Genomic DNA, 19,989 nt, shown 5'->3' with positions numbered 1-19,989 from the left:
CACCCGGCCGGCGCCCTTCCTACTCGAGGTGGAGTACCCCGTGGAAACCTATGATGCGCTGCTTGCTTCCATCGCCCCCGGCCGCGGGCCCACCCGCACCATCCATGACCCGGCCACGGGGGCTGCCGTGGGAGAGGCGCCCGAGCACACCGTTGAACAGCTGGACGCCGCAGTGGCCGCAGCCCGCGCAGCACAGCCGGCCTGGGCTGCCCTGGGCCACGACGCCCGGTCCGCGGCGCTCCTCAAAGCAGCCGACGCCGTCGAACGTTCCGCAGAGGAACTGGCCCGGCTGCTGTCCCGCGAACAAGGGAAACCGCTCAACGGACCCAATGCCAGGTTCGAGGTGGGCGCCTGCGCCGCGTGGCTGCGGACAGCGGCCGGAACCCCCCTGCCTGCCGAGACCCTGCTGGACGACGGCGAAACCCGCGCCGAGCTGCAGTACCGGCCCATCGGGGTGGTGGGCGCCATCGGCCCCTGGAACTGGCCCATGATGATCACCGTGTGGCAGATCGCCCCCGCCCTGCGGATGGGCAATGCCGTGGTGGTCAAGCCCTCCGAATACACACCCCTGAGTGTCCTGGCGCTGGTGAAAGTCATCAACGAGGAACTGCCCGAGGGCCTGGTCACCGTAGTCAGCGGCGGCCGCGAGGTGGGGGCGCGGCTGGCCGGACACCCCGATATCGGCAAGATCATGTTCACCGGCTCCACCGCCACCGGAAAAGCCATCATCCGGTCCTCGGCGGACACCGTCAAACGCCTCACGCTGGAACTGGGCGGCAACGACGCCGGCATTGTGCTGCCGGACGCCGACCCCAAGGCCATCGCCCAGGACCTTTTCTGGGGTGCCTTCATCAACACCGGCCAGACCTGCGCCGCGCTGAAGCGGCTGTACGTCCACGAGGACATTTACGACGCCGTCTGCGAGGAACTCACCGCCGTAGCCAAAGCCATGCCGATGGGCAACGGGCTGGATGAGTCGAACGTGCTGGGACCGCTGCAGAACAAGGCGCAGTACACCATCGTCGCCGGCCTGGTGGAGGATGCCCGGGCCTCAGGGGCGCGGATCCTGCTGGGCGGCGACCCGGCAGCGGACCAGCCCGGCTATTTCTACCCCACCACGCTGGTGGCGGACATCGACAACAACAACCCGCTGGTGGCGGAGGAACAGTTCGGCCCCGCACTTCCGATCATCAAATACAGCACCGTGGACGAGGCAGTGGCCAAGGCAAACGCCCTGGACGTGGGCCTCGGTGCCTCCGTATGGTCCCCGGACCTGCAGGCGGCCCGGGCCGTCGCCGCCCGGATCCAGGCCGGCACGGTGTGGATCAACAGGCACGGCGCCGTGGACCCGCGCATCCCGTTCGGCGGCGCGAAGCAGTCCGGTTACGGACTGGAGTTCGGGGTGGAGGGCCTCAAAGCCCTCGGCGTGCCGCAGGTCATCAACGGCTGAGCCGGTGTCCGCGGCCCCGGCGTGCCGCGGGCCGGCTACGGGCCGGGCGGGCTACTGGCCGATGGCCCGCGGCCGCCACAGCACCATGGCCTGGGTCCGCGGCCTGGGCCGCTGCCCGCGGGCCAGGCTGACCACGTCACCGGCGGCGCCCGCGGCGAAGATGCGCGAGTCGAAGGACTGCGGCCGGCGGGCCAGCTCCCCTGCCAGTTCGGTCACCCGGTGCTGCAGTGCCGCTACCTGGTTCTCCAGCTCCAGGATACGTTTGATGCCCTCCAGGGAGACACCCTCCTGGGAGAGCCGCTGCACCTCCCGCAGCATGTTAATGTCCCGCTGCGAATAGCGCCGGGACTTGCCGGGGGCGCGGCTGGGCGAAACGATGCCCATCCGGTCGTACTGGCGCAGCGTTTGGGGGTGCATGTCCGCCAGCTCGGCCGCCACGGAGATCACAAAGATGGGCTGGTCAGCGCTGATGTCCATGGCACGCGCTCCTAGAGCCGGGCCTTCGCGGCCAGGCCTTCCCGGACGTCAGCACCGGCGGTGGCTTCGGCAAACGCCTTGACGGCGGCCTCGGCTTCCTTGCTCAGGTTTTTGGGAACGGCGACGTCGATGGTCACCAGCAGGTCGCCGGCAGCCTTCGCCGTTGCCACACCTTTGCCCTTGACCCGCAGGGTACGGCCCGACGGCGTTCCCGCCGGCACGCGGACGCGCACCTTTTCGCCGTCAACAGTGGGTACTTCGATGTCGGCGCCCAGCGCGGCTTCGGGGAAGGTGACGGGGACGTGGATACGGAGGTTGTCGCCGTCGCGGGTGTAGAAGTCGTGCGGCTTCACGGACACGGCCACCATAAGGTCGCCGTTGCCTGCCGCGCCGGGCTGGCCCTTGCCGCGGACGCGGATCTTTTGGCCGTCCTTGATGCCGGCGGGGACCCGCACGTCGATGACCTCGCCGTTCGGCTCCCGCAGGCCGATGGTGGTCCCCCGGATGGCGCCGGAGAATGAAATGCTGGTGGTTGCGGTCCGGTCCGCGCCCTTGGCAGGCGGGCGCTGGAAACCTGCGCCGCCGCCGAAGCCGCCACCAAAAAGGTCAGCGAACTCGGGCGGAATGCCGCCGGATGACGGGTTGAACCCGCCCGCATGCCGGCCGGTGTTGCCGGTGAACAGGCCACCGAACATGTCCTCGAACCCGCCGTTGCCGCCGCCGGTCCCGCCGGGGGCGAAGCGTGCGCCGCCGCCCATGGCCCGGATGGCGTCATACTGCTGGCGCTCATCCGGATCCGACAGCACCGAGTAGGCCTCGGAGATGTCCTTGAACTTCTTCTCCGAAGCAGCGTCCCCCGAGTTAGTATCCGGGTGGTGCTGGCGGGCAAGTTTCCGGTACGCCTTCTTGATGTCGGCGTCGGAAGCGTCCTTGGCGATACCAAGGATCGCGTAAAAGTCCTTGTCCACCCAATCCTGGCTAGCCAATGGCGTTTCCTTTCTCGTACTTCTCAGTTGTACCGACGCTCTACGCGGTCACCTCACCTTAGGCGAGATTGCCGCTTAGGCGCCGGACGGATGAGGGGCCCGGGAGTGGCATCGGGCCTGCCGGAGCGTGGAGGCAAAGTCCGTGAGGACTTTGCCTCCACGCGAAGGGGCGGGGCCCCTCATCCGTCCGGCGCCGAGGTGAGGATCAGGCCGGAACTGCGACGATGACCTGTGCGGCCCGGAGGACGCGTTCGCCAGACTTGTAGCCTGAACGGAGCACCTGGCTGACGGTGTCAACCTCGATGTCTTCGCCGGGCTGCTGGATGAGGGCTTCGTGGATCGTGGGATCGAACTCCACGCCTGTCTCATCGATGCGGACCAGGCCGTAGGTCTTCAGCGCGTTCTCCAGCTTGGTGGCGATCGCGGCGAAGGGGCCGTCGGTCAGGTCACCGTGCTGGCGGGCGGCGTCGACGTCATCCAGGACCGGAAGCAGGGAGTTCAGGACGCCGATGACGGCCATTTCCCCTGCCACGGCGCGGTCGCGTTCAACGCGCTTGCGGTAGTTGACGTACTCGGCCTGCAGGCGGAGGAGGTCGTTCTTCAGCTCGGCCGCCTCAGCGGTGCCTGCGCCCTGGGCCACGGATTCCTCTGCCGGCACTTCAATGCCGTTGAGGATCTCCTCGGCCTGGGACAGGGCGTCGCCTTCTGAGTCCGCTGCTGCGGGCTCAGCGCCGCCGGCCTGTGCACCTTCGGGGTGCCGGGCCTCACCGGTTTCCGGATCAACCTTGCGGTTGTCCCGGATGACCGGCTCGGGTCCCTTGCCTTCGTGTCCCGCGGATGAGTTGTGCTCTTCCTCGTTACCGTGGTGCGGCATGGCTACTTCTTCGCTTCGTCTTCGTCGATGATCTCGGCGTCGACGATGTCCTCGTCGGCAGCCTTGTCACCGGCGGCACCGTCAGCGCCTTCAGCGCCGGGGGCGCCATCAGCGGCACCGGGCTGGGCGTAGATGGCCTCGCCGAGCTTGCCCTGGGAAGCCTGCAGCTTCTCGAAGGCAGTCTTCACGGCTGCGTCGTCGGTGCCTTCGAGGGCCTTTTTGAGGTCGTCGACGTCGGCCTGGACCTCGGTCTTGACCTCTTCGGGCAGCTTATCGGCGTTGTCCGCGATCAGCTTGTCCACGGAGTAAGCCAGCTGCTCGGCAGTGTTGCGGGTGTCGGTGGCCTCGCGGCGCGCCTTGTCCTCTGCTGCGTGCTCCTCGGCGTCCTTGACCATGCGGTCAATGTCTTCCTTGGAGAGGCTGGAGCCGCCCGTGATGGTCATGGACTGTTCCTTGCCGGTGCCCTTGTCCTTGGCAGACACGTGGACGATGCCGTTGGCGTCGATGTCGAAGGTGACCTCGACCTGCGGGACGCCGCGCGGAGCCGGTGCGATGCCGGTCAGCTCGAACGTGCCCAGCGGCTTGTTGTCCCGGGTGAACTCACGCTCGCCCTGGAAGACCTGGATGGCCACGGACGGCTGGTTGTCGTCGGCCGTGGTGAAGGTCTCGGACCGCTTGGTGGGGATCGCGGTGTTGCGCTCGATCAGGTGCGTCATGACGCCGCCCTTGGTTTCGATGCCCAGCGACAGCGGGGTGACGTCGATGAGGAGGACGTCCTTGCGCTCACCCTTCAGCACACCGGCCTGGAGGGCTGCGCCAACGGCCACAACCTCATCCGGGTTGACGCCCTTGTTGGGCTCCTTGCCGCCGGCCAGTTCCTTGACCAGTTCGGAGACGGCGGGCATACGGGTGGAGCCGCCCACCAGGACGATGTGGTCGATGTCGGAAAGCTTGATGCCGGCTTCCTTGATGACGTCGTGGAACGGCTTCTTGGTGCGCTCCAGCAGGTCCTTGGTGAGGTCCTGGAACTTGGCGCGGGTGAGCTGCTCGTCCAGGTGCACGGGGCCGTCTGCGGTGACCGAAAGGTACTGCAGGGAGACGTTGGTGCTGGAGGAGGAGGAGAGTTCCTTCTTGGCCTGCTCGGCAGCTTCGCGGAGGCGCTGGAGGGCGATCTTGTCCTTGGACAGGTCGATGCCCTTGACCTTGAGCTGGTTCAGCAGGTAGTCAACAACGCGCTGGTCCCAGTCGTCGCCGCCGAGGCGGTTGTCGCCGGCCGTGGAGCGGACCTGGATGGTGGAGAAGTTGTCTTCGTCCTTGCCGACTTCGAGGAGGGAGACGTCGAACGTTCCGCCGCCGAGGTCGAAGACCAGGATGAGTTCGTCTTCCTTGCCCTTGTCCAGGCCGTACGCCAGGGCTGCTGCGGTGGGCTCGTTGACGATGCGCAGGACGTTCAGGCCCGCGATCTCGCCGGCTTCCTTGGTGGCCTGGCGCTCGGCGTCGTTGAAGTAGGCCGGGACGGTGATGACGGCGTCGGTGACCTTTTCGCCCAGGTAGGACTCGGCGTCGTTCTTCAGCTTCATCAGCGTACGCGCGGAGATTTCCTGCGGGGTGTACTTCTTGTCATCGATGGCAACGGTCCAGTCGGTGCCCATGTGGCGCTTGACGGAGGCGATGGTGCGGTCGATGTTGTTGACGGCCTGGCGCTTGGCGATCTCGCCGACCAGGACTTCGCCGGACTTGGAGAATGCAACGACGGACGGCGTGGTGCGGCCACCCTCGGCGTTGGCAATAACGGTGGGCTCGCCACCTTCGAGAACGGAGACGACGGAGTTGGTTGTTCCGAGGTCGATACCTACTGCACGTGACATGTGTTGCTTCCTTCTTTCTTGGAAACTGGATGGCGCCCGATCATTGAGCGTTCTGCACTCAACTTTACTCATGGACGGAAAGTTGTCAATCGAAAGTTGAGTGAGGTGCACTCAACCTTGGCGAGGAAGGTGCCATTCGACGCCGGCAGGGGTCCGGAAATCCGCAGTTTCCAGGCAGCCGGAACGGACGACGGCGGCCCTTCCGTTCGCTATCGGAGAACGTTGCGCCGGGCTGCCCTGGTGGTCAACCGGCGGCGGGGGCGTCCAGGACGGCGGCCAAGAGGCCGGGAAAGCGGGCCTCCAGGTCCTCGGACCGCAGGGTCAAACGGCGGCCGCGGCCGTTGGCCTCGTTGCGGATGACGCCGGCCTCGCGGAGCACCTTCATCAGATGCGACTTGGTGGACTTGGGCATGTCCGGATTACTCAGCGAGCAGTCGGCCATGTCCAGCGGGCCGGAGCGGAGCTGGCGGACGATGTCCAGGCGATCGGGATCGCTCAGGGCAAACAGCACTCCCGGCAGCAGGAGGCCTGCCCGGTCGGGGTGCGGAAGGTTCGCCGTTGTCGCCACGGTTCGATATTAGTTGAACCTTCGCGGTGATGCCAGTACGCTGACACTTCGAGTCTTTTCGAACCAACGCTCCTTTGAGGGCAAACAGGAAGGTGGCCGGTTGTGAGTCCCGTCCCCGGAAACGGTCGTCCCCAGGCACGCAGGCGGCTGGGCTTCGGCCTGGTCGCCGCTGCCACGGCAGCCATGATGGCGGGCGCCAGTGCACCCTCGCCGTTCTACCCCACGCTCCAGGAGCAGCTGCACCTGCTGCCGGTTGCCACCACAGGCGTTTTCGCCGTGTATGCCGTTGCCCTGCTGGCCGCCCTGCTGGTGTTTGGGTCCATCTCGGACCACCTGGGCCGGCGCCCGGTCATCAGTGTTGCCTTCATCCTGCTGGCTGCCAGTGTCACCGCATTCCTCCTGGCGGATTCGCTGGCCATGCTGCTGGTGGCGAGGGTGCTGCAGGGCATCGCCAGCGGGGTGCTGCTGACCACCCTCTCGGCGGCCATTGCCGACCTGGAGCCGGAGGACAAACCCGGCGCCGGTGCAGCGTGGAACACGGTGGCGCCTCTGGGCGGCCTCGCCCTGGGCGCCCTCGCATCGGGTCTGCTCCTGGACCTGCTGGCCGAACCCCGTGCCCTGGTGTTCATTTCGCTGTCAGGCCTCTACGTTGTGTTTGCAGCCCTGGTCTGGGCAGTCCCGGAGACCTCGCCGCGTACATCCGGCTGGGCAGCCTCGCTCAGGCCGCACATCACCATTCCGGCCGCAGCCCGGGGCGCCTTTGTCAGCGGCACTCCCGCCGTCTTCGCCGGCTGGGCCACCGGCGGACTCTACCTCTCGCTGGGCGCCGCGATTGTGCACACCACCTTCGGGATCCAGGAACACGTGTGGCAGGGCATTGTTATCACCACCCTCGCCGGCACCGGCTCCATCGCAGCGGCCGTCCTGCACCATTTCCCCGCACGCACCATCACCATTTTCGGCACCACGGCTTTGGCGGCAGGCACTGCCCTGAGCATGGTTGCCCTGGGCTTGAACTCGTTTCCTATCTTCCTCGCCACCGTTGTGGTGGCCGGCGCGGGCTTCGGCACGGCCTTTATGGGCGTCATCCGTTCCATCAGCCCGCTGGTGGAGGACCACGAACGGGCCGGCACGTTCGCGTCCCTGTTTGTGGTGGCCTACACGGCGTTCGGCATTCCCGCCGTCCTGGCCGGCCTGCTGGCACCCGTCCTGTCACTGCCCACCACCACCTACCTCTACGGCGGGATCGTCACGATCCTGGCGGCGTTCGCGGCCATCAGCCGCGCACGCGCCGGCGATCCGGACCGGCAGGACAGCAGCGCCGACGGAACAGCCGGCCGGGCCGCCGTCACGGTTGGGGCCGACGCCGGCCGGTAAACGGGTCGCCTTCAGGCCAGCCCGGGCTCGCGCGGGAAACGACGCTGCCGCCACCGGTGACCGGTGGCGGCAGCAACTTTTGGAACGAAGCCCGGGAACTCAGCGGGCCGCCTCGGCGGCGGGCTCCTCCTCAGCGGAATGCTTCGGAATGTGCTGGGCCTGCTGGGCGGGGCCGGCGGGAAGGCCGCGGCCCAGCTTGCTGGGCCACCAGATCTTTGCGCCAAGGTCGTAGGCCAGGGCCGGGACCAGCAGCGAGCGCACCAGCACCGTGTCCAGCAGGACACCGAATGCCACGATGAAGGCAAGCTGCACCAGGAACATGATGGGAATGACACCCAGAGCCGCAAACGTTGCGGCCAGGACCACACCCGCGGATGTGATGACGCCGCCGGTGACGCCCAGGCCACGCAGGATTCCCGGACGGGTGCCGTGCTTGAGGGACTCCTCGCGGACCCGGCTCATCAGGAAGATGTTGTAGTCAACACCCAGGGCCACCAGGAACACAAAGCCGAACAGCGGCACGGTGGCGTCGGCTCCGGAGAACCCGAAGATGTTGTTGAAAACAAGCGCCGAAACGCCCATGGCCGCGGCGTAGGACAGCACCACCGAAAGCACCAGCAGGACCGGCGCCACCACGGATCGCAGCAGCAGCATCAGGATGAAGAGGATCACCACCAGGACCACGGGGATGATGATCACCAGGTCGCGCTGGGCGGTGGTGTTGGTGTCCAGTGCAGTGGCCGTGACACCACCCACCAGCGCACCCGGGTCCACGTCCCTGACATTGGTGCGGAGCTCCTTGACTGCTTCCTCTGCCTCCAGCGAGTCCGCCGCGGAGTTCAGCGTTGCGTTGATCAGCACCTTGCCGTCGCGGACGTCCGGGTCCGCGGGAGTCCCCGGGGCGCCGGTGATGGGCACACTGCCGGGAGCCAGCAGATAGGCCTCCCCTACGCCGTCGGCCGATTTTACGGTGTCGAGGACGTCCGCGGCCTTGCTTTCGTCCGCCACCACGACGGCGGGGCTGCCGCTGCCTGCGTCGAAGTGCCGAGCCAGCGCGTCCTGGCCGTCAACGGCATTGGATGCGGTGAGGATAACGTCCGTTTGCGGCACGCCGTTGGCCTTGAGCTGCAGCAGGCCACCTGCGGCCAGCACCAGCAGGAGCACCGAACCTACCCAGATGATGCGTGGCCGCCGGGAAACCAGGGAGCCTGTGGCGCGCCAGAGGCCCTTTTGGCCTTCCAATCCGGTCACAAGCTCCGGCTCGCGCTCTCCTGCGGGGACCAGCTTGGGGCGGAAGGGCCAGAAGGCGGCCCGGCCAAACAGCGCCATCAGCGCCGGCAGCAGGGTGAGCGCCGCAAAGAGCGAGCAGAGGATGCCGGCTGCGGCCACGGGACCCAGCGCCTTGTTGGAGTTCAGGTCCGAGAACAACAGGCACAGCAGGGCAATGATCACCGTGGCGCCGGAGGCGAGGATGGGCTCGAAGGATGCCTTCCAGGCCTTGAGGACTGCCGCCGTCCGGTTGGTGGTGTGGGTCAGCGCCTCACGGAACCGCGCCACAAACAGCAGCGCGTAGTCCGTGGCGGCGCCGATGACCAGGATGGACAGGATGCCCTGGCTTTGCCCGTTCAGCTGGATCCAACCGGCCTTTGCCATGCCGAAGACCAGCAGGATGGCGGCGCACAATGCGAAGACCGAGGTCAGCAGCACCACGATGGGCAGCAGCAGGGACCGGTAGACGATCAGGAGGATCACAAACACGGCGCCCAGGGCCACCAGCAGGAGGATGCCGTCAATTCCGGCGAAGGCGGCGGTGAGGTCCGCCGCCAGGCCTGCCGGGCCCGTGACGTAGGTCTGCATGCCGTCCGGGGCGGCTTCAGCCACGGTGTCCCGGAGCTCCTTCACTGCCTCCTTGAGCTCACCGGAGGAATCGATGGGTGCCACAAACTGCACCGCCCGGCCGTCTTCGGAGGGGATCGGGCCGATGACGGCGCTGCCCAGCTTGAGCTCAGCCAGCCGGGTCTTCAGTTCCGCCATTTCACCCAGCTGGGCCGGGGTCATGGGATCTGCGTTTTCGATCACGATGATGCCGGGGACCTCATCCGAGTCCCGGAATTTTGACTGCCACTCCTGGGCGGCGGTGGCCTCGGCGCTGGCGGGGAGGAAAGAGGCCTGGTCATTGGAGGAGACCTCATCCAGCCGGCCGAACGTGGGCCCGCCGACGCCGGCCACCGCGAGCCACGTCAGCACCAGGAGGACGGGGACCAGCCAGCGAAGCCAGAACGGGACGCGTTCCGTTCCTGGGATGTGATTTTTCATGATGCCTTCCGGGCTTGGGCGTACTATTGATTCCAGAATAGACTATCTCCATGATAGAGATAAGTGCCAGTCAAGCTTTTCTGCAAGTGAGCGGGGCTCCCGGCTTGGTGAAGTAATATCCGTCAGTACGGCTGGCGCAATCCGACACCGGAAAGGAGATGGTGGACATGGACGGCAACACTCCCTCCGCAGACCCTGCGCCACTGCCCGGCCCGGCCTCCGGCTCGGGCCAGGGCCAGGGCGGCGGACCGCACCCGCTGATCCGGCTCCTGCAGGAGTTCACCCTTGAAGCCAACCGGTACGTGGATGCTGCCGGCGGACGCCAGGACATGCACCGCACGGACCTGAACGCGCTGGCGGTGATCATGCGCCACACCGCGAAGGGCAATACCGTCACGCCCGGGCTGTTGCGGAAGGAGCTGCACCTGAGCTCACCGGCCACCACCGCCCTGATCGACCGGCTGGACCACTCCGGCCACGTGGTCCGGGAGCGGCACAGCGCGGACCGCCGGCAGGTTCAACTCAAAATGACCCCCAAGGCCTTCGAGGACGGCGGGGCCATCTTCGCGCCCCTGTCCCGCTTTATGAACGGCGCCATGGCAGGGTTTTCGCCAGCCGAACTGGACACCGTGACCCGGTTCATGACGGCCATGGTGGAGGCCACCATCTCGGCCCGGGAAGTGCATTCCGCCGACGCCCGCCGGCCTGGCTGAGCCGCGGACCCTTGCACCGGCACGTTTGCGGCACGGATCCCTGCCCCTGGGGGTAGCGTTTGGCTATGAGTGCGGAACAGCCCCAGGAAGATATCTACTCGCATGGCCACCACGAATCGGTGGTCCGCGCCCACGCCGCCAGGACGGCCGAGAATTCCGCGGCGTTTGTCCTGCCCCACCTTCCGCCGGGGACCACGCTGCTGGACGTGGGCTGCGGGCCGGGCAGCATCACCTGCGACTTCGCCGCCCTGGTGGCTCCGGGCGCAGTGACGGGGCTGGACCGCTCGCCGGACATCATCCGCCAGGCGCAGTCCCTGGTCGTGGAGCGCGGCGTGGAGAACGTGGATTTTGTGGCCGGTAATATCTACGACCTCGAGTTCGAGGATGGCGTGTTCGACGTCGTCCACGCGCACCAGGTCCTGCAGCACCTGACGGACCCGGTCGAAGCACTGCGGGAAATGCGCCGCGTGGCCAAGCCCGGCGGCATCGTCGCTGTGCGCGACGCCGACTTCCACGGCATGAGCTGGTACCCCGCCATCCCCGAACTGGACGAATGGATGGAGCTGTACCAGCGCATCGCCCGGCGCAACGGCGCCGAGCCCGATGCCGGCCGGCGCCTGGTCTCGTGGGCGCAGTCCGCCGGGTTCACCGACGTTGCACCCACCAGCAGCAACTGGCTGTACGCCACCGGGCAGCAGCGCCGGTGGCAGGCGCGGGTCTGGGGCGAACGCGTCCTGCATTCGGCCTTCGCTGAGCAGGCCCTGGAGTACGACTTCGCCAACCCCGCCGACCTGGCCCGGATCTCCGCCGGCTGGCACCGCTGGGGTTCCACCGACGACGGCTGGTTCCTGATCCCCAACGGCGAGGTCATCGCCCGGGCCTGATCCGGCCCCAAGCCCCCACCCGCCTCAGCAGCGGCGCCCTGGGGGCACTAGTATTGTCTGGTGCAATTCTCCCTTTGGCTGGCCCTGGCCGGCGCCGGCGTCCTGATCAGCTTCACGCCGGGAGCAGGCGCCATCAACACGATGAGCAATTCCCTGAGCGCCGGCTTTGTGCGATCAATCTGGGGCATCCTGGGACAGCAGCTGGCACTGGTGATCCACGTGGCGATTGTTGCGCTGGGAGTGGGGGTCCTGGTCTCCAGTTCGCCCGTCGCCTTCAACGTGATCCGCTACGCCGGTGCCGCATATCTGGTGTACCTGGGGATCCGGCAGTTCCTCAGCAAGCCGGACCCTGCAAAGCAGGAGGCGGCCGCGCTGCGCAACGAGCCGGCGTGGTCGATTTTCCGCCGCGGCCTCTGGGTCAACCTGTTGAACCCCAAGGCCATCGTCTTTTTCCTCGCGTTTATGCCCCAGTTCATCCGCACGGACGAACCCCTGCTTGTGCAGTACGCGGTCCTGACGGCCACCGTGGTGGTCATCGACATCCTGGTGATGTGGTTCTTCTTTGCGGCCGCCGCACGGTCTTTCCAGCGGTTCACCCAAACGCCGCGGGGCCAGTTGGTGCTGAGCAAGGTCTTTGGCACCCTGTTCATTGCCGTGGGAATCCTGCTGGCCCTGATCCACTGACCTTCGCGCCCGCACTGTCCGCGTTGCCCGACGTTGCCCGCAACGACGGATATGACGGAAATTCACAGGAGTTTACAAGCCCGTAAACCTTTATGAACGCACCTCTGGCCAACTGGCGTCCCAGCGCGCATGCTAGAGCAATGAACTCACCGTCGAGCCCATACCGCGTCATCGCCGTCTGCACTGGCAATATCTGCCGGTCGCCCATGGCCCAGATCATGCTGGGCGCAGCGTTGGAACGCGAAGGGCTCGAGGGGCTGGTGGAGGTGGATTCCGCGGGAACCACCGGCTACGAAGCCGGCCGGCCCATCGACCCCCGCGCCGCCCGCCGCCTGGCGGATACCCAACTCAGCTCAGGCCAGCACGTTGCCCGCGCGTGGGACCAGGCATGGTTCCGCGAACGCGATCTCATCCTGGCGCTGGACATCGACCACTACGCCTGGCTGAGCGAGGCCGCCCCGGACGGTGATGCGTTGCGGAAGATCCGGATGCTCCGGAGCTTCGATCCCGCAATGGCGGGACACGACCTGCTGGACCAGGGCATCGAGGACCCCTGGTACGGCGGGCGCGCGGATTTTGATGCGGTGTGGCATCAGATCCACACAGCCCTTCCGGGACTCCTGAGGCACCTCAAAAACGCCGTGGCTAGGGACCCGCAGCTCAGCAACCACTGAGGGGACTCCCCTTCCCCTTGTATTTGCAAATGAGAATGATTCTCATCTAAACTGCGGGCATGGACATTCTCGTCATCAGCTCTCTCGACGCCCTCTGCCGGCAGCAGGCATGCGAGGCCGCGGCAGCAGCACATCCCGGCAGCGTGGTGGTGGTCCAGGACCTGCTGGACGAGGGCCTGGTGATCCGCAGGACCGTCGACGCCGCAGGGCGCCGGGACCGCACGGAAACCATACTGGAACACAGTTGCCTCAGCTGCGCCGTGCGGCTGGACCTGGTACCCGCGGTGGAGGAACTGCTTGCCGCCAACGCACGGCCCATCATCATCGGGCTGCCCCCGGCCCTGCCGGCAGCGACTGCAATCGCCGCCCTTAACCGGGGCCTGGGCCGGCCTGCCCTGGTGGGGTCCGTCATTCTGGCCTGCGCTCCGGATGCCATGGAGGACCACCTCTGGGATGCCCACACGCTCTTCGAATCGGGCTTCACCCCCGCGCCGGGAGATGAACGCACACCCGGCGAGTTTATGGTGGGGGAACTGGACTTTGCCGACACCATCCTCCCTGCCCAGCCGGACATCATGCCCGCACATCCGGCCGGCCAGGAGCGCGGCCTGCACCTGGTCCAGGCGCTGGCGCCGCACGCACACATCGCGGCGGCCGGCGCGGACCTAAGGCGTGGCCGGTTCCACTACGGGGCGTCCGCGGCCCGGTGCGAACCGGGCACCGCCCCGGCACAGGCCGGGCGGGCCCGGCCTGGCGCCGCGTCCCCGTTCACCACTGTCGTCCACCGCCTGGACAGGGAACTGCATCCGGGCAGGTTCCGCCTGGCCCTGGGAACCCTGGCGGCGGGCTGCTGCGTCCTCCGGGGCCAGTTCAACGTGGCATCGGCGCCGGGCTGCCGGATCACCCTCCAGGGCATCGGACCCCGGGTCTGGCTGGAAAACGCCGGCGCCTGGCCCTCGGACAGCCACGGAGCGGCTGCGGGCGTCCCGGCCACAGCGCCGGACTCGTTCATCGCCGCGACAGGCGAGGACCTGGACCCCGCCGAAATCTCGCGGCTCCTGAAGGACTGCGAGCTCACCGACAGGGAACTGGCAGCAGGGCACCGCCTGCCGGACCCATTCGGGCTGACGCCGGCCACGTAAGGCGCCGGCAGCGTCGCCCCCAACGCCACCCACCCAATGGAACAAGGAGAACACCATGAAAGTACGGAATTCGCTGCGGGCTTTGAAGAAGATCCCGGGCGCCCAGATTGTCCGGCGCCGCGGCAGGACGTTTGTGATCAATAAAAAGAACCCCCGGATGAAAGCCCGCCAGGGTTAGCGGTACGCTTCAGTCCATGAGCCCAGCCCCCGTCATCATCGCCATCGACGGGCGCTCCGGCGCAGGGAAGACAACGCTGGCCGTGGAACTGGCGGCCAGGCTGCGGGCCCATCACAGGGTTTCCCTGTTCCACCTGGAGGACATCTACCCCGGGTGGAACGGGCTCGCGGCGGGAATCGAACGGTACGTGGCCACAGTGCTCACTCCCCTGGCCCGCGGCGAGGCAGCAACGTGGACCAGCTGGGACTGGGAAAACCATTACGACGGTGGAACCCAGGTAACGCTTCCGGCGGAAATCGTGATTGTGGAAGGGGTAGGTGCGGCAGCTGCCGCTGCCCGGCCCTTCCTGAGCGCCGCCATCTGGGCGGAAGCACCTCCCGGGCTTCGCAAATCCCGCGCCATGGACCGCGATGGGGCCACGTATGAACCCTTCTGGGACCAGTGGGCTGCCCAGGAGGATGAGTGGCTTGCCACGGACGATGCGCCGCACCAGGCGGGCATTCGGGTCAACAATTCCGCAGGCACGTCGGCCCCGGAGCACGTGCTGCAGCTCCTGCCCTACCTCCCAGCCCTTGCCCCGGTGCTGGCCCCCGAACTTTCGGCGCGGCGGGGCCTGCAGCTGCTCACGGAACGGCTTGAGGGCCTGCCGGACGCGCCCGCCCTTTTCCGTGCCCTGTATTCCGAATCACCCAACGCTGTTTGGCTCGACTCCTCGAATTCAGCCACCGCTGTTCCGGAACGCAACCGCTTCAGCATCATGGCGGACGACGGCGGGACGTTCGGCCAATTCGTCACGCACCAATCCGGCACCAGCCTGATCAGCACCGGCTCAGCGGCAGCCACCGTACCCGGGCCGTTTTTCCGCTGGCTGCACACCGTGTGGGGGCGCCGGGCGGTACGGACACCGGACGGCTATCCGGCCCAGTTTGCCCTGGGCTGGCTGGGCTGCCTGGGCTTTGAGCTGAAACGCGAAACCGGCGGTTCAGACCTGTCCGCGGCCACCCCCGATGCAGCCCTGATTTTTGCCGGTCGCGCAGTGGTCATTGACCACGAAGAAGGCACGGTCTGGCTGCTGGCACTGGAGGCCCCGGACGCCCGGCACTGGCTGCACACGGCAAGGACCACCGTGGCTGCCGTGCCGGCGGCGGACGGCGGCAGCACCGCCGTCGGACGCCCCACTGCCGGCAGCCGCCCTGCGCCGTCCTTCCGGAGCCGCGATTCGGCTGCCGCATACCGGGGCAAGGTCGATGCCGCCAAGGACCAGATCGCGGACGGCAACTCCTACGAGGTCTGCCTGACCACGGCGCTGGAAGCCTCGGTGCCGGCCGGGACACTGGACCCGTGGTCCACCTACCTGGACCTGCGGCACCGCAACCCGGCACCGTTTGCCAGCTACCTGCGGTTCGGCGGCCTGACGGTGGCCAGCACCTCGCCCGAGCGTTTCCTGAAAATCGCGGCCGACGGCGGGATGCGCGCCGAACCGATCAAGGGCACCCGCCGCCGGGGTGCCGACGCCGCCGAGGACGGGGCGCTGCAGGCGGACCTGGCGTCCTCGCCCAAGGACCGGGCGGAAAACATCATGATTGTTGACCTCTTGCGGAACGACCTGAGCCACTTTGCCGTCCCCGGTTCCGTCACCGTCAGCCGACTGTGCGCCATCGAAAGCTACGCCACCGTCCACCAGATGGTGAGTACCATCGACGCCCGGCTGCTGCCCGGTTCCTCCCGCGCCGAAGCAGTGGCGGCCTGCTTTCCGGCCGGTTCCATGACGGGCGCCCCGAAAATCAGTACCATGGCCATCCTCGACCGGCTCGAGACCGGGCCCCGGGGGCTGTACTCCGGCGCCATCGGCTATTTTTCGCTCAACGGGGCCACTGACCTGGCCGTGACCATCCGGACCCTGGTGATCAGCGCCGGCCCCGGCGGCGCCATGGAACTGGGCCTGGGCATCGGCGGCGCCATCACGTCGGATTCCGATCCTGAGGACGAGTACCAGGAAATCCGGACCAAAGCCTACGGCGTCCTGTCCACGCTGGGCGCGCACTTTCCGGACCCCTAGGCGGACGGACCGCTGCTATTGGACTGTCGCCGTCAGCCTGGCCACGTTATCCACGTAGCGGGCGGCCAGCGGCCGGTTGAGCCAGTCGGCAAGCTTCAGCTCGTGGGAAATGCCGCGGTAGGTGTTTTCCACTGCCCGCATCTTGGTGACGATGTCGGCGCCCATCAGCATGACCGAGACTTCAAGGTTCAGCGAGAAGGACCTCATGTCCATGTTGCTGGAGCCCAGCACCGCCACTTCGTCGTCGATCGTGAAGTGCTTTGCGTGCAGGACAAAAGGCGCCTTGTACAGGTAGATGCGCACTCCTGCCTCCAGCAGCGCCTCATAGTAGGACCGCTGGGCATGGTGGACAAGGAACTGGTCGCCCTTCTCGGAGACAAAGAGTTCCACCTCCACGCCCCGCTGCGCTGCGGTGGTGATGGCATAGAGCAGGGAATCGTCGGGAACAAAGTACGGACTGCAGATGGAAATCCGCTGCTGGGCCGAGTAGATAAGGGTGTTGAAGAGCCGCAGGTTGTTCTCGGTGATGAACCCGGGACCGCTGGGAACAACCTGTGCCGTGACGTTGCCCGGTGCGGTGTTGGCCGGCAACTGCAGCTGGTCCTCCAGCGACTCGTCCGTCTCGCTGAGCCAGTCCGTGGCGAAAACGACGTTCAGGGTGGTCACGATGGGGCCCTGCAGGCACGCCATCAGCTCCACCCACTCGCGTCCGGCCCGGCGGTGCCGCGCGTTGTTGTAGGAGGGCTCGATCAGGTTCTGCGACCCGGAGAAGGCGATTTCGCCGTCGATCACCATGATCTTGCGGTGGTTCCGGAGGTCCGGCCGGCGCCACTGGCCGTGGATGGGCAGCAACGGAAGCATCCGCTTCCACTGGATTTTGCCCGCCCTCAGCCGCTTCAGCAGGTTGCGGTAGCCGGGAACCCGGAGGGTGCCGATGTGGTCGAACAGGACCCTGACCTCGACGCCGCGCTCTGCGGCCTCCTCGAGGGCCGTGAGGAGGTCGTTGGTGATGTGGTCCGAACTCATGATGTAGAACTCGGCGTTGACGAACTTCTTCGCTTTCCGCACGGCTTCGGTCATGGCCAGGATCGAGTCCGGGTAGCCGGGGATAAGCTCCACGGAGTTGCCGTCCACCATGGGCAGCGAACCCAGCCTGTGGTTCAGTTCACCGGCGGACTTCACCCACTCGGGGCCGTGGTACTCGCTTTCGGCGGCTGCCAGGGAGGATATCCCGGACCGGACCCTGTCGTTGACCTGCTGCTGCTGTTCGCGGCGGCGGCTGGAGAGCCGGAAATTGCCGAACAGCAGGAATAGGACAATGCCGAGGAACGGCACAAAGAAGATGCCCAGCAGCCAGGCCATGGCGGTGGTGGGCCGCCTGTTGCCGGGAATGATGCCGATGGCCAGCACCCTGATCACAAGGTCCGCCACGGCCAGGAGGGTCACCACCCACCCCGGAGCGGTACCGGCAAGCGAAAACGGCCACAACACGAGCAGACCCCCGGAGAATGAGCGCCCGGCGGACGGATTCCGGCCACGGCGTCAGCCCAGCTTATCCGGGCAACGCCGCACTAAGCTGGAGCCATGACCTCTCCTTCGCCCGTGGTTCTCGTTTTTCTCGACCCTGATGCTCCTGACGGCCGCCTGGCAGACGCGTCGCAGCCCCAGCTGATGGTCACCGATCAGGGCGCCACCCGCGGCGACGGGATCTTCGAGACCATGCTGGCCGTGGATGGCAAGGTCCGCAAGATCCAGGCCCACCTGGACCGGCTGGCCGGCTCCGCCGAAGCGCTGGACCTGGACGTGCCGGGCGAGGACCAGTGGCGGCGCGCGATCGCGGCCGGGCTGGGCCAACATCACGTCCAGCATCCGCCGGCCGCGCCGGCAGCAGACGAACTGGCGGTCAAGCTGGTGGTGACCCGCGGTGTGGACGGGGCAGTGGCGCCCACCGCTTGGGTCCAGGTATCACCGGTAGGTGAGCTGGGCCGGCGGCAACGGGAAACCGGCATCGACGTGATCCTCCTGGACAGGGGTTACGACAGTGAAGTGGGGGAAAGGGCGCCCTGGCTGCTGTTGGGCGCCAAAACGCTCTCCTACGCCGTCAACATGGCCGCCCTGCGCCACGCGCACAAGCAGGGTGCCGACGACGTTATTTTCCACTCCTCCGATGGTCGCGTCCTGGAGGGACCCACGTCCACGGTGCTGTTGGCGCATGTGGAAAAGTCCGCGGACGGAACCACCGTCAAACGCCTGATCACACCTCAACTGGACAGCGGCATCCTGCCGGGCACCTCGCAGGGCGCCCTCTTTATCGCCGCGAAGGCCGCCGGCTGGGAGCTCGGCTACGGCCCGCTGGAGCCGCGCGACCTGTTGGATGCGGACGCGGTGTGGTTGATTTCCAGCGTGCGCCTGCTCGCCCCGGTCAACCGCATCGATGGCCAGGAAATCGGCACTCCTGCGCTGCGGAAGGAACTGTCGGACGAACTGAACCTGCTGTTTGCCGGCATCGAATAAGACCGGCGGGCCTTAAACGGGCGTCGGCGCCGCTTCCTGCTTCAACAGCTGGGACTCCAGGCCCGAGAGCAGGATGGTCAGGCCCTGGTCCAGTTCGGCGTACCCGTCGTAGTCAGCGAGAGCAGGGGCCAGCGCCCGGAGGCGGGGGAAGTCCTTGGCCGGGAGCCGGTGCAGGCCCAGCCGCAGGAGGGCCTCATTCTCCTCCGGATCCACCACAAACTCCTGGAGCTCATTGAGGATGTGGCCATACAGGAAGCCGTAATAGGCGCGGTACACGTGCAGCGCATCCGGTGGCTGGAACCCGGCCTCAATGAGAAGTGCCAGGATCTGTTCCAGGGGGCGAAGGGTCCCCAACGGCCGGAGACCCAGCGGGGTGGACAGAGGCCGCGTGACCAGGAGCGGGACCACGTTGGGATGCTCCAACGCAATGAGGCGCAAGCTGTGGGCGATCAGCCTCAGCTGGCCTTTCCAGTTCGGGTCATCGGCATGGACCGGCAGCTCGTTCAGCACCAGTTCCGATACCCCGTCAAGCAGTGCGGCCCGGTTTTCGGCGTAGCGGTAAAGGCTCATCGGGTCCCGCCCCAGCTCCTGTCCCAGGCGCCGCATGGTGAGCGATTCGAGGCCGTCGGCGTCCACCAGTTCAAGGGCCTTGGCGAGCACCACCTCTTTGCTCAGCCTTGCCTTGCGGGACCGGCCGCCTTCGGTGGTTGCGCTCGGGGAAGTCATGGATTCCGTTCCGGACCGGAGCTGTGCTGCCTCCCGGCAAATTGCCGGGCGCTTGCCCGATTCCTGGTCTACAGGTAAAGTCTACATTGTAGATGGAGCATTAGCGCCGCTCAGGGCCGCAACAACCGAAGTTGCCCGCATCAACCCTCCGGCGCCCCGTGCATGGCGCCGGTTATGGCTGCTGTAGCCGAACGGCGGCGCCACGCACTGAGCGAAGGGACGCCATCATGGCACATTCGCAGTTTGACCTTTTTCTCCACGAAGCCACCCACGTCGACACAGTCAACGAAACCAGCCTCGACCGGGACCGCCTGTACGGGCTGTACACCAGCTGGTGCTTCATCAACCAGCAGGCACCAGGCCCCGAATCCAATTTCTGGACTGCCATGAAGGCCAGGGTGGGCTCCGGCCGGAACGGCCTGCGCATGAAGGGCCCCGCCGCGACGGACTACATCATGGCCAGCTACCCGGGCCTGGTCTAGGAGCACCCACTGGACGG

Annotated in this window: 19 protein-coding genes; 11 read left to right on the top strand and 8 right to left on the bottom strand. The window is 66.9% G+C overall.

Annotated elements, in window-relative coordinates; translation table 11 throughout:
• Window positions 1–40: 40 nt before the first annotated feature.
• Entirely contained in the window at window positions 41–1,450 is a 1,410-nt protein-coding gene (locus ACU18_RS13575) for an aldehyde dehydrogenase family protein (RefSeq protein WP_050686320.1), read from the top strand.
• A 51-nt stretch (window positions 1,451–1,501) separates the two neighbouring features.
• Here ACU18_RS13575 and ACU18_RS13570 read toward each other — a convergent pair whose 3' ends face one another.
• The 5 genes from ACU18_RS13570 to ACU18_RS13550 all read right to left on the bottom strand — a co-directional run bounded on the left by ACU18_RS13570 (window position 1,502) and on the right by ACU18_RS13550 (window position 6,223).
• Window positions 1,502–1,927 carry a heat shock protein transcriptional repressor HspR gene (locus ACU18_RS13570; protein ID WP_050686319.1) on the bottom strand — a complete coding sequence of 142 codons (426 nt, stop codon included), beginning with the start codon at window positions 1,925–1,927 and terminating at the stop codon, window positions 1,502–1,504.
• An 11-nt stretch (window positions 1,928–1,938) separates the two neighbouring features.
• Window positions 1,939–2,913 (bottom strand): DnaJ C-terminal domain-containing protein, encoded by a 975-nt coding sequence (locus ACU18_RS13565; RefSeq protein WP_197273582.1) that lies wholly within the window; start codon window positions 2,911–2,913, stop codon window positions 1,939–1,941.
• Between the two features lie 205 nt (window positions 2,914–3,118).
• A complete protein-coding gene (locus ACU18_RS13560; RefSeq protein ID WP_050686315.1) occupies window positions 3,119–3,787 on the bottom strand; it encodes a nucleotide exchange factor GrpE in 669 nt (222 codons plus the stop codon).
• A 2-nt stretch (window positions 3,788–3,789) separates the two neighbouring features.
• Entirely contained in the window at window positions 3,790–5,655 is a 1,866-nt protein-coding gene (gene dnaK, locus ACU18_RS13555) for a molecular chaperone DnaK (RefSeq protein ID WP_050686313.1), read from the bottom strand.
• A gap of 244 nt (window positions 5,656–5,899) precedes the next feature.
• Window positions 5,900–6,223: an ArsR/SmtB family transcription factor gene (locus ACU18_RS13550; RefSeq protein WP_050686311.1), complete on the bottom strand. Its 324-nt coding sequence runs from the start codon at window positions 6,221–6,223 to the stop codon at window positions 5,900–5,902.
• A 102-nt stretch (window positions 6,224–6,325) separates the two neighbouring features.
• Between ACU18_RS13550 and ACU18_RS13545 the strand changes: the two genes are divergently transcribed.
• The gene (locus ACU18_RS13545; protein ID WP_050686309.1) at window positions 6,326–7,600 is read left to right on the top strand and encodes an MFS transporter; all 1,275 of its coding nucleotides are present in this window, start codon (window positions 6,326–6,328) and stop codon (window positions 7,598–7,600) included.
• Between the two features lie 99 nt (window positions 7,601–7,699).
• Here the strand turns inward: ACU18_RS13545 and ACU18_RS13540 are convergent, their stop codons facing one another.
• Complete coding sequence (locus tag ACU18_RS13540; RefSeq protein ID WP_050686307.1) at window positions 7,700–9,916, bottom strand: MMPL family transporter; 2,217 nt, start codon at window positions 9,914–9,916, stop codon at window positions 7,700–7,702.
• Window positions 9,917–10,083: 167 nt separating this feature from the next.
• Here ACU18_RS13540 and ACU18_RS13535 point away from each other — a divergent pair, with 167 nt between their 5' ends.
• From ACU18_RS13535 to ACU18_RS13505, 7 genes are all read left to right on the top strand, one after another.
• Complete coding sequence (locus tag ACU18_RS13535) at window positions 10,084–10,629, top strand: MarR family winged helix-turn-helix transcriptional regulator (protein WP_050686418.1); 546 nt, start codon at window positions 10,084–10,086, stop codon at window positions 10,627–10,629.
• Window positions 10,630–10,694: 65 nt separating this feature from the next.
• Complete coding sequence (locus tag ACU18_RS13530; protein WP_050686306.1) at window positions 10,695–11,513, top strand: methyltransferase domain-containing protein; 819 nt, start codon at window positions 10,695–10,697, stop codon at window positions 11,511–11,513.
• A gap of 60 nt (window positions 11,514–11,573) precedes the next feature.
• Window positions 11,574–12,197 (top strand): LysE family transporter, encoded by a 624-nt coding sequence (locus tag ACU18_RS13525; protein ID WP_050686305.1) that lies wholly within the window; start codon window positions 11,574–11,576, stop codon window positions 12,195–12,197.
• A 140-nt stretch (window positions 12,198–12,337) separates the two neighbouring features.
• Window positions 12,338–12,871 (top strand): low molecular weight protein-tyrosine-phosphatase, encoded by a 534-nt coding sequence (locus ACU18_RS13520; RefSeq protein ID WP_050686304.1) that lies wholly within the window; start codon window positions 12,338–12,340, stop codon window positions 12,869–12,871.
• Window positions 12,872–12,930: 59 nt separating this feature from the next.
• Window positions 12,931–14,013, top strand: coding sequence for a GTP-binding protein (locus ACU18_RS13515; protein WP_050686303.1), 1,083 nt, complete (start codon window positions 12,931–12,933; stop codon window positions 14,011–14,013).
• 55 nt (window positions 14,014–14,068) lie between these two features.
• Window positions 14,069–14,191, top strand: a complete 123-nt coding sequence (gene ykgO, locus ACU18_RS13510; RefSeq protein ID WP_011693081.1) for a type B 50S ribosomal protein L36 — start codon at window positions 14,069–14,071, stop codon at window positions 14,189–14,191.
• 16 nt (window positions 14,192–14,207) lie between these two features.
• The gene (locus ACU18_RS13505) at window positions 14,208–16,250 is read left to right on the top strand and encodes a chorismate-binding protein (RefSeq protein WP_050686301.1); all 2,043 of its coding nucleotides are present in this window, start codon (window positions 14,208–14,210) and stop codon (window positions 16,248–16,250) included.
• A gap of 15 nt (window positions 16,251–16,265) precedes the next feature.
• Here ACU18_RS13505 and cls read toward each other — a convergent pair whose 3' ends face one another.
• The gene (cls, locus tag ACU18_RS13500; protein ID WP_050686417.1) at window positions 16,266–17,738 is read right to left on the bottom strand and encodes a cardiolipin synthase; all 1,473 of its coding nucleotides are present in this window, start codon (window positions 17,736–17,738) and stop codon (window positions 16,266–16,268) included.
• 96 nt (window positions 17,739–17,834) lie between these two features.
• On the opposite strand from cls, the gene ACU18_RS13495 reads away from it, so the two are divergent.
• Window positions 17,835–18,764 carry an aminodeoxychorismate lyase gene (locus ACU18_RS13495; RefSeq protein ID WP_050686300.1) on the top strand — a complete coding sequence of 310 codons (930 nt, stop codon included), beginning with the start codon at window positions 17,835–17,837 and terminating at the stop codon, window positions 18,762–18,764.
• Window positions 18,765–18,776: 12 nt separating this feature from the next.
• Here the strand turns inward: ACU18_RS13495 and ACU18_RS13490 are convergent, their stop codons facing one another.
• Window positions 18,777–19,490 carry a TetR/AcrR family transcriptional regulator C-terminal domain-containing protein gene (locus tag ACU18_RS13490; RefSeq protein WP_050686299.1) on the bottom strand — a complete coding sequence of 238 codons (714 nt, stop codon included), beginning with the start codon at window positions 19,488–19,490 and terminating at the stop codon, window positions 18,777–18,779.
• A gap of 227 nt (window positions 19,491–19,717) precedes the next feature.
• On the opposite strand from ACU18_RS13490, the gene ACU18_RS13485 reads away from it, so the two are divergent.
• On the top strand, window positions 19,718–19,972 hold the full coding sequence (locus ACU18_RS13485; RefSeq protein WP_050686298.1) for a hypothetical protein: 255 nt from the start codon (window positions 19,718–19,720) through the stop codon (window positions 19,970–19,972).
• The last annotated feature ends 17 nt before the right edge of the window (window positions 19,973–19,989 follow it).

The sequence above is a fragment of the Arthrobacter sp. ZBG10 genome, from assembly GCF_001238605.1.
Lineage (GTDB): Bacteria > Actinomycetota > Actinomycetes > Actinomycetales > Micrococcaceae > Arthrobacter.
This window is presented reverse-complemented; position numbering and strand designations above follow the sequence as displayed.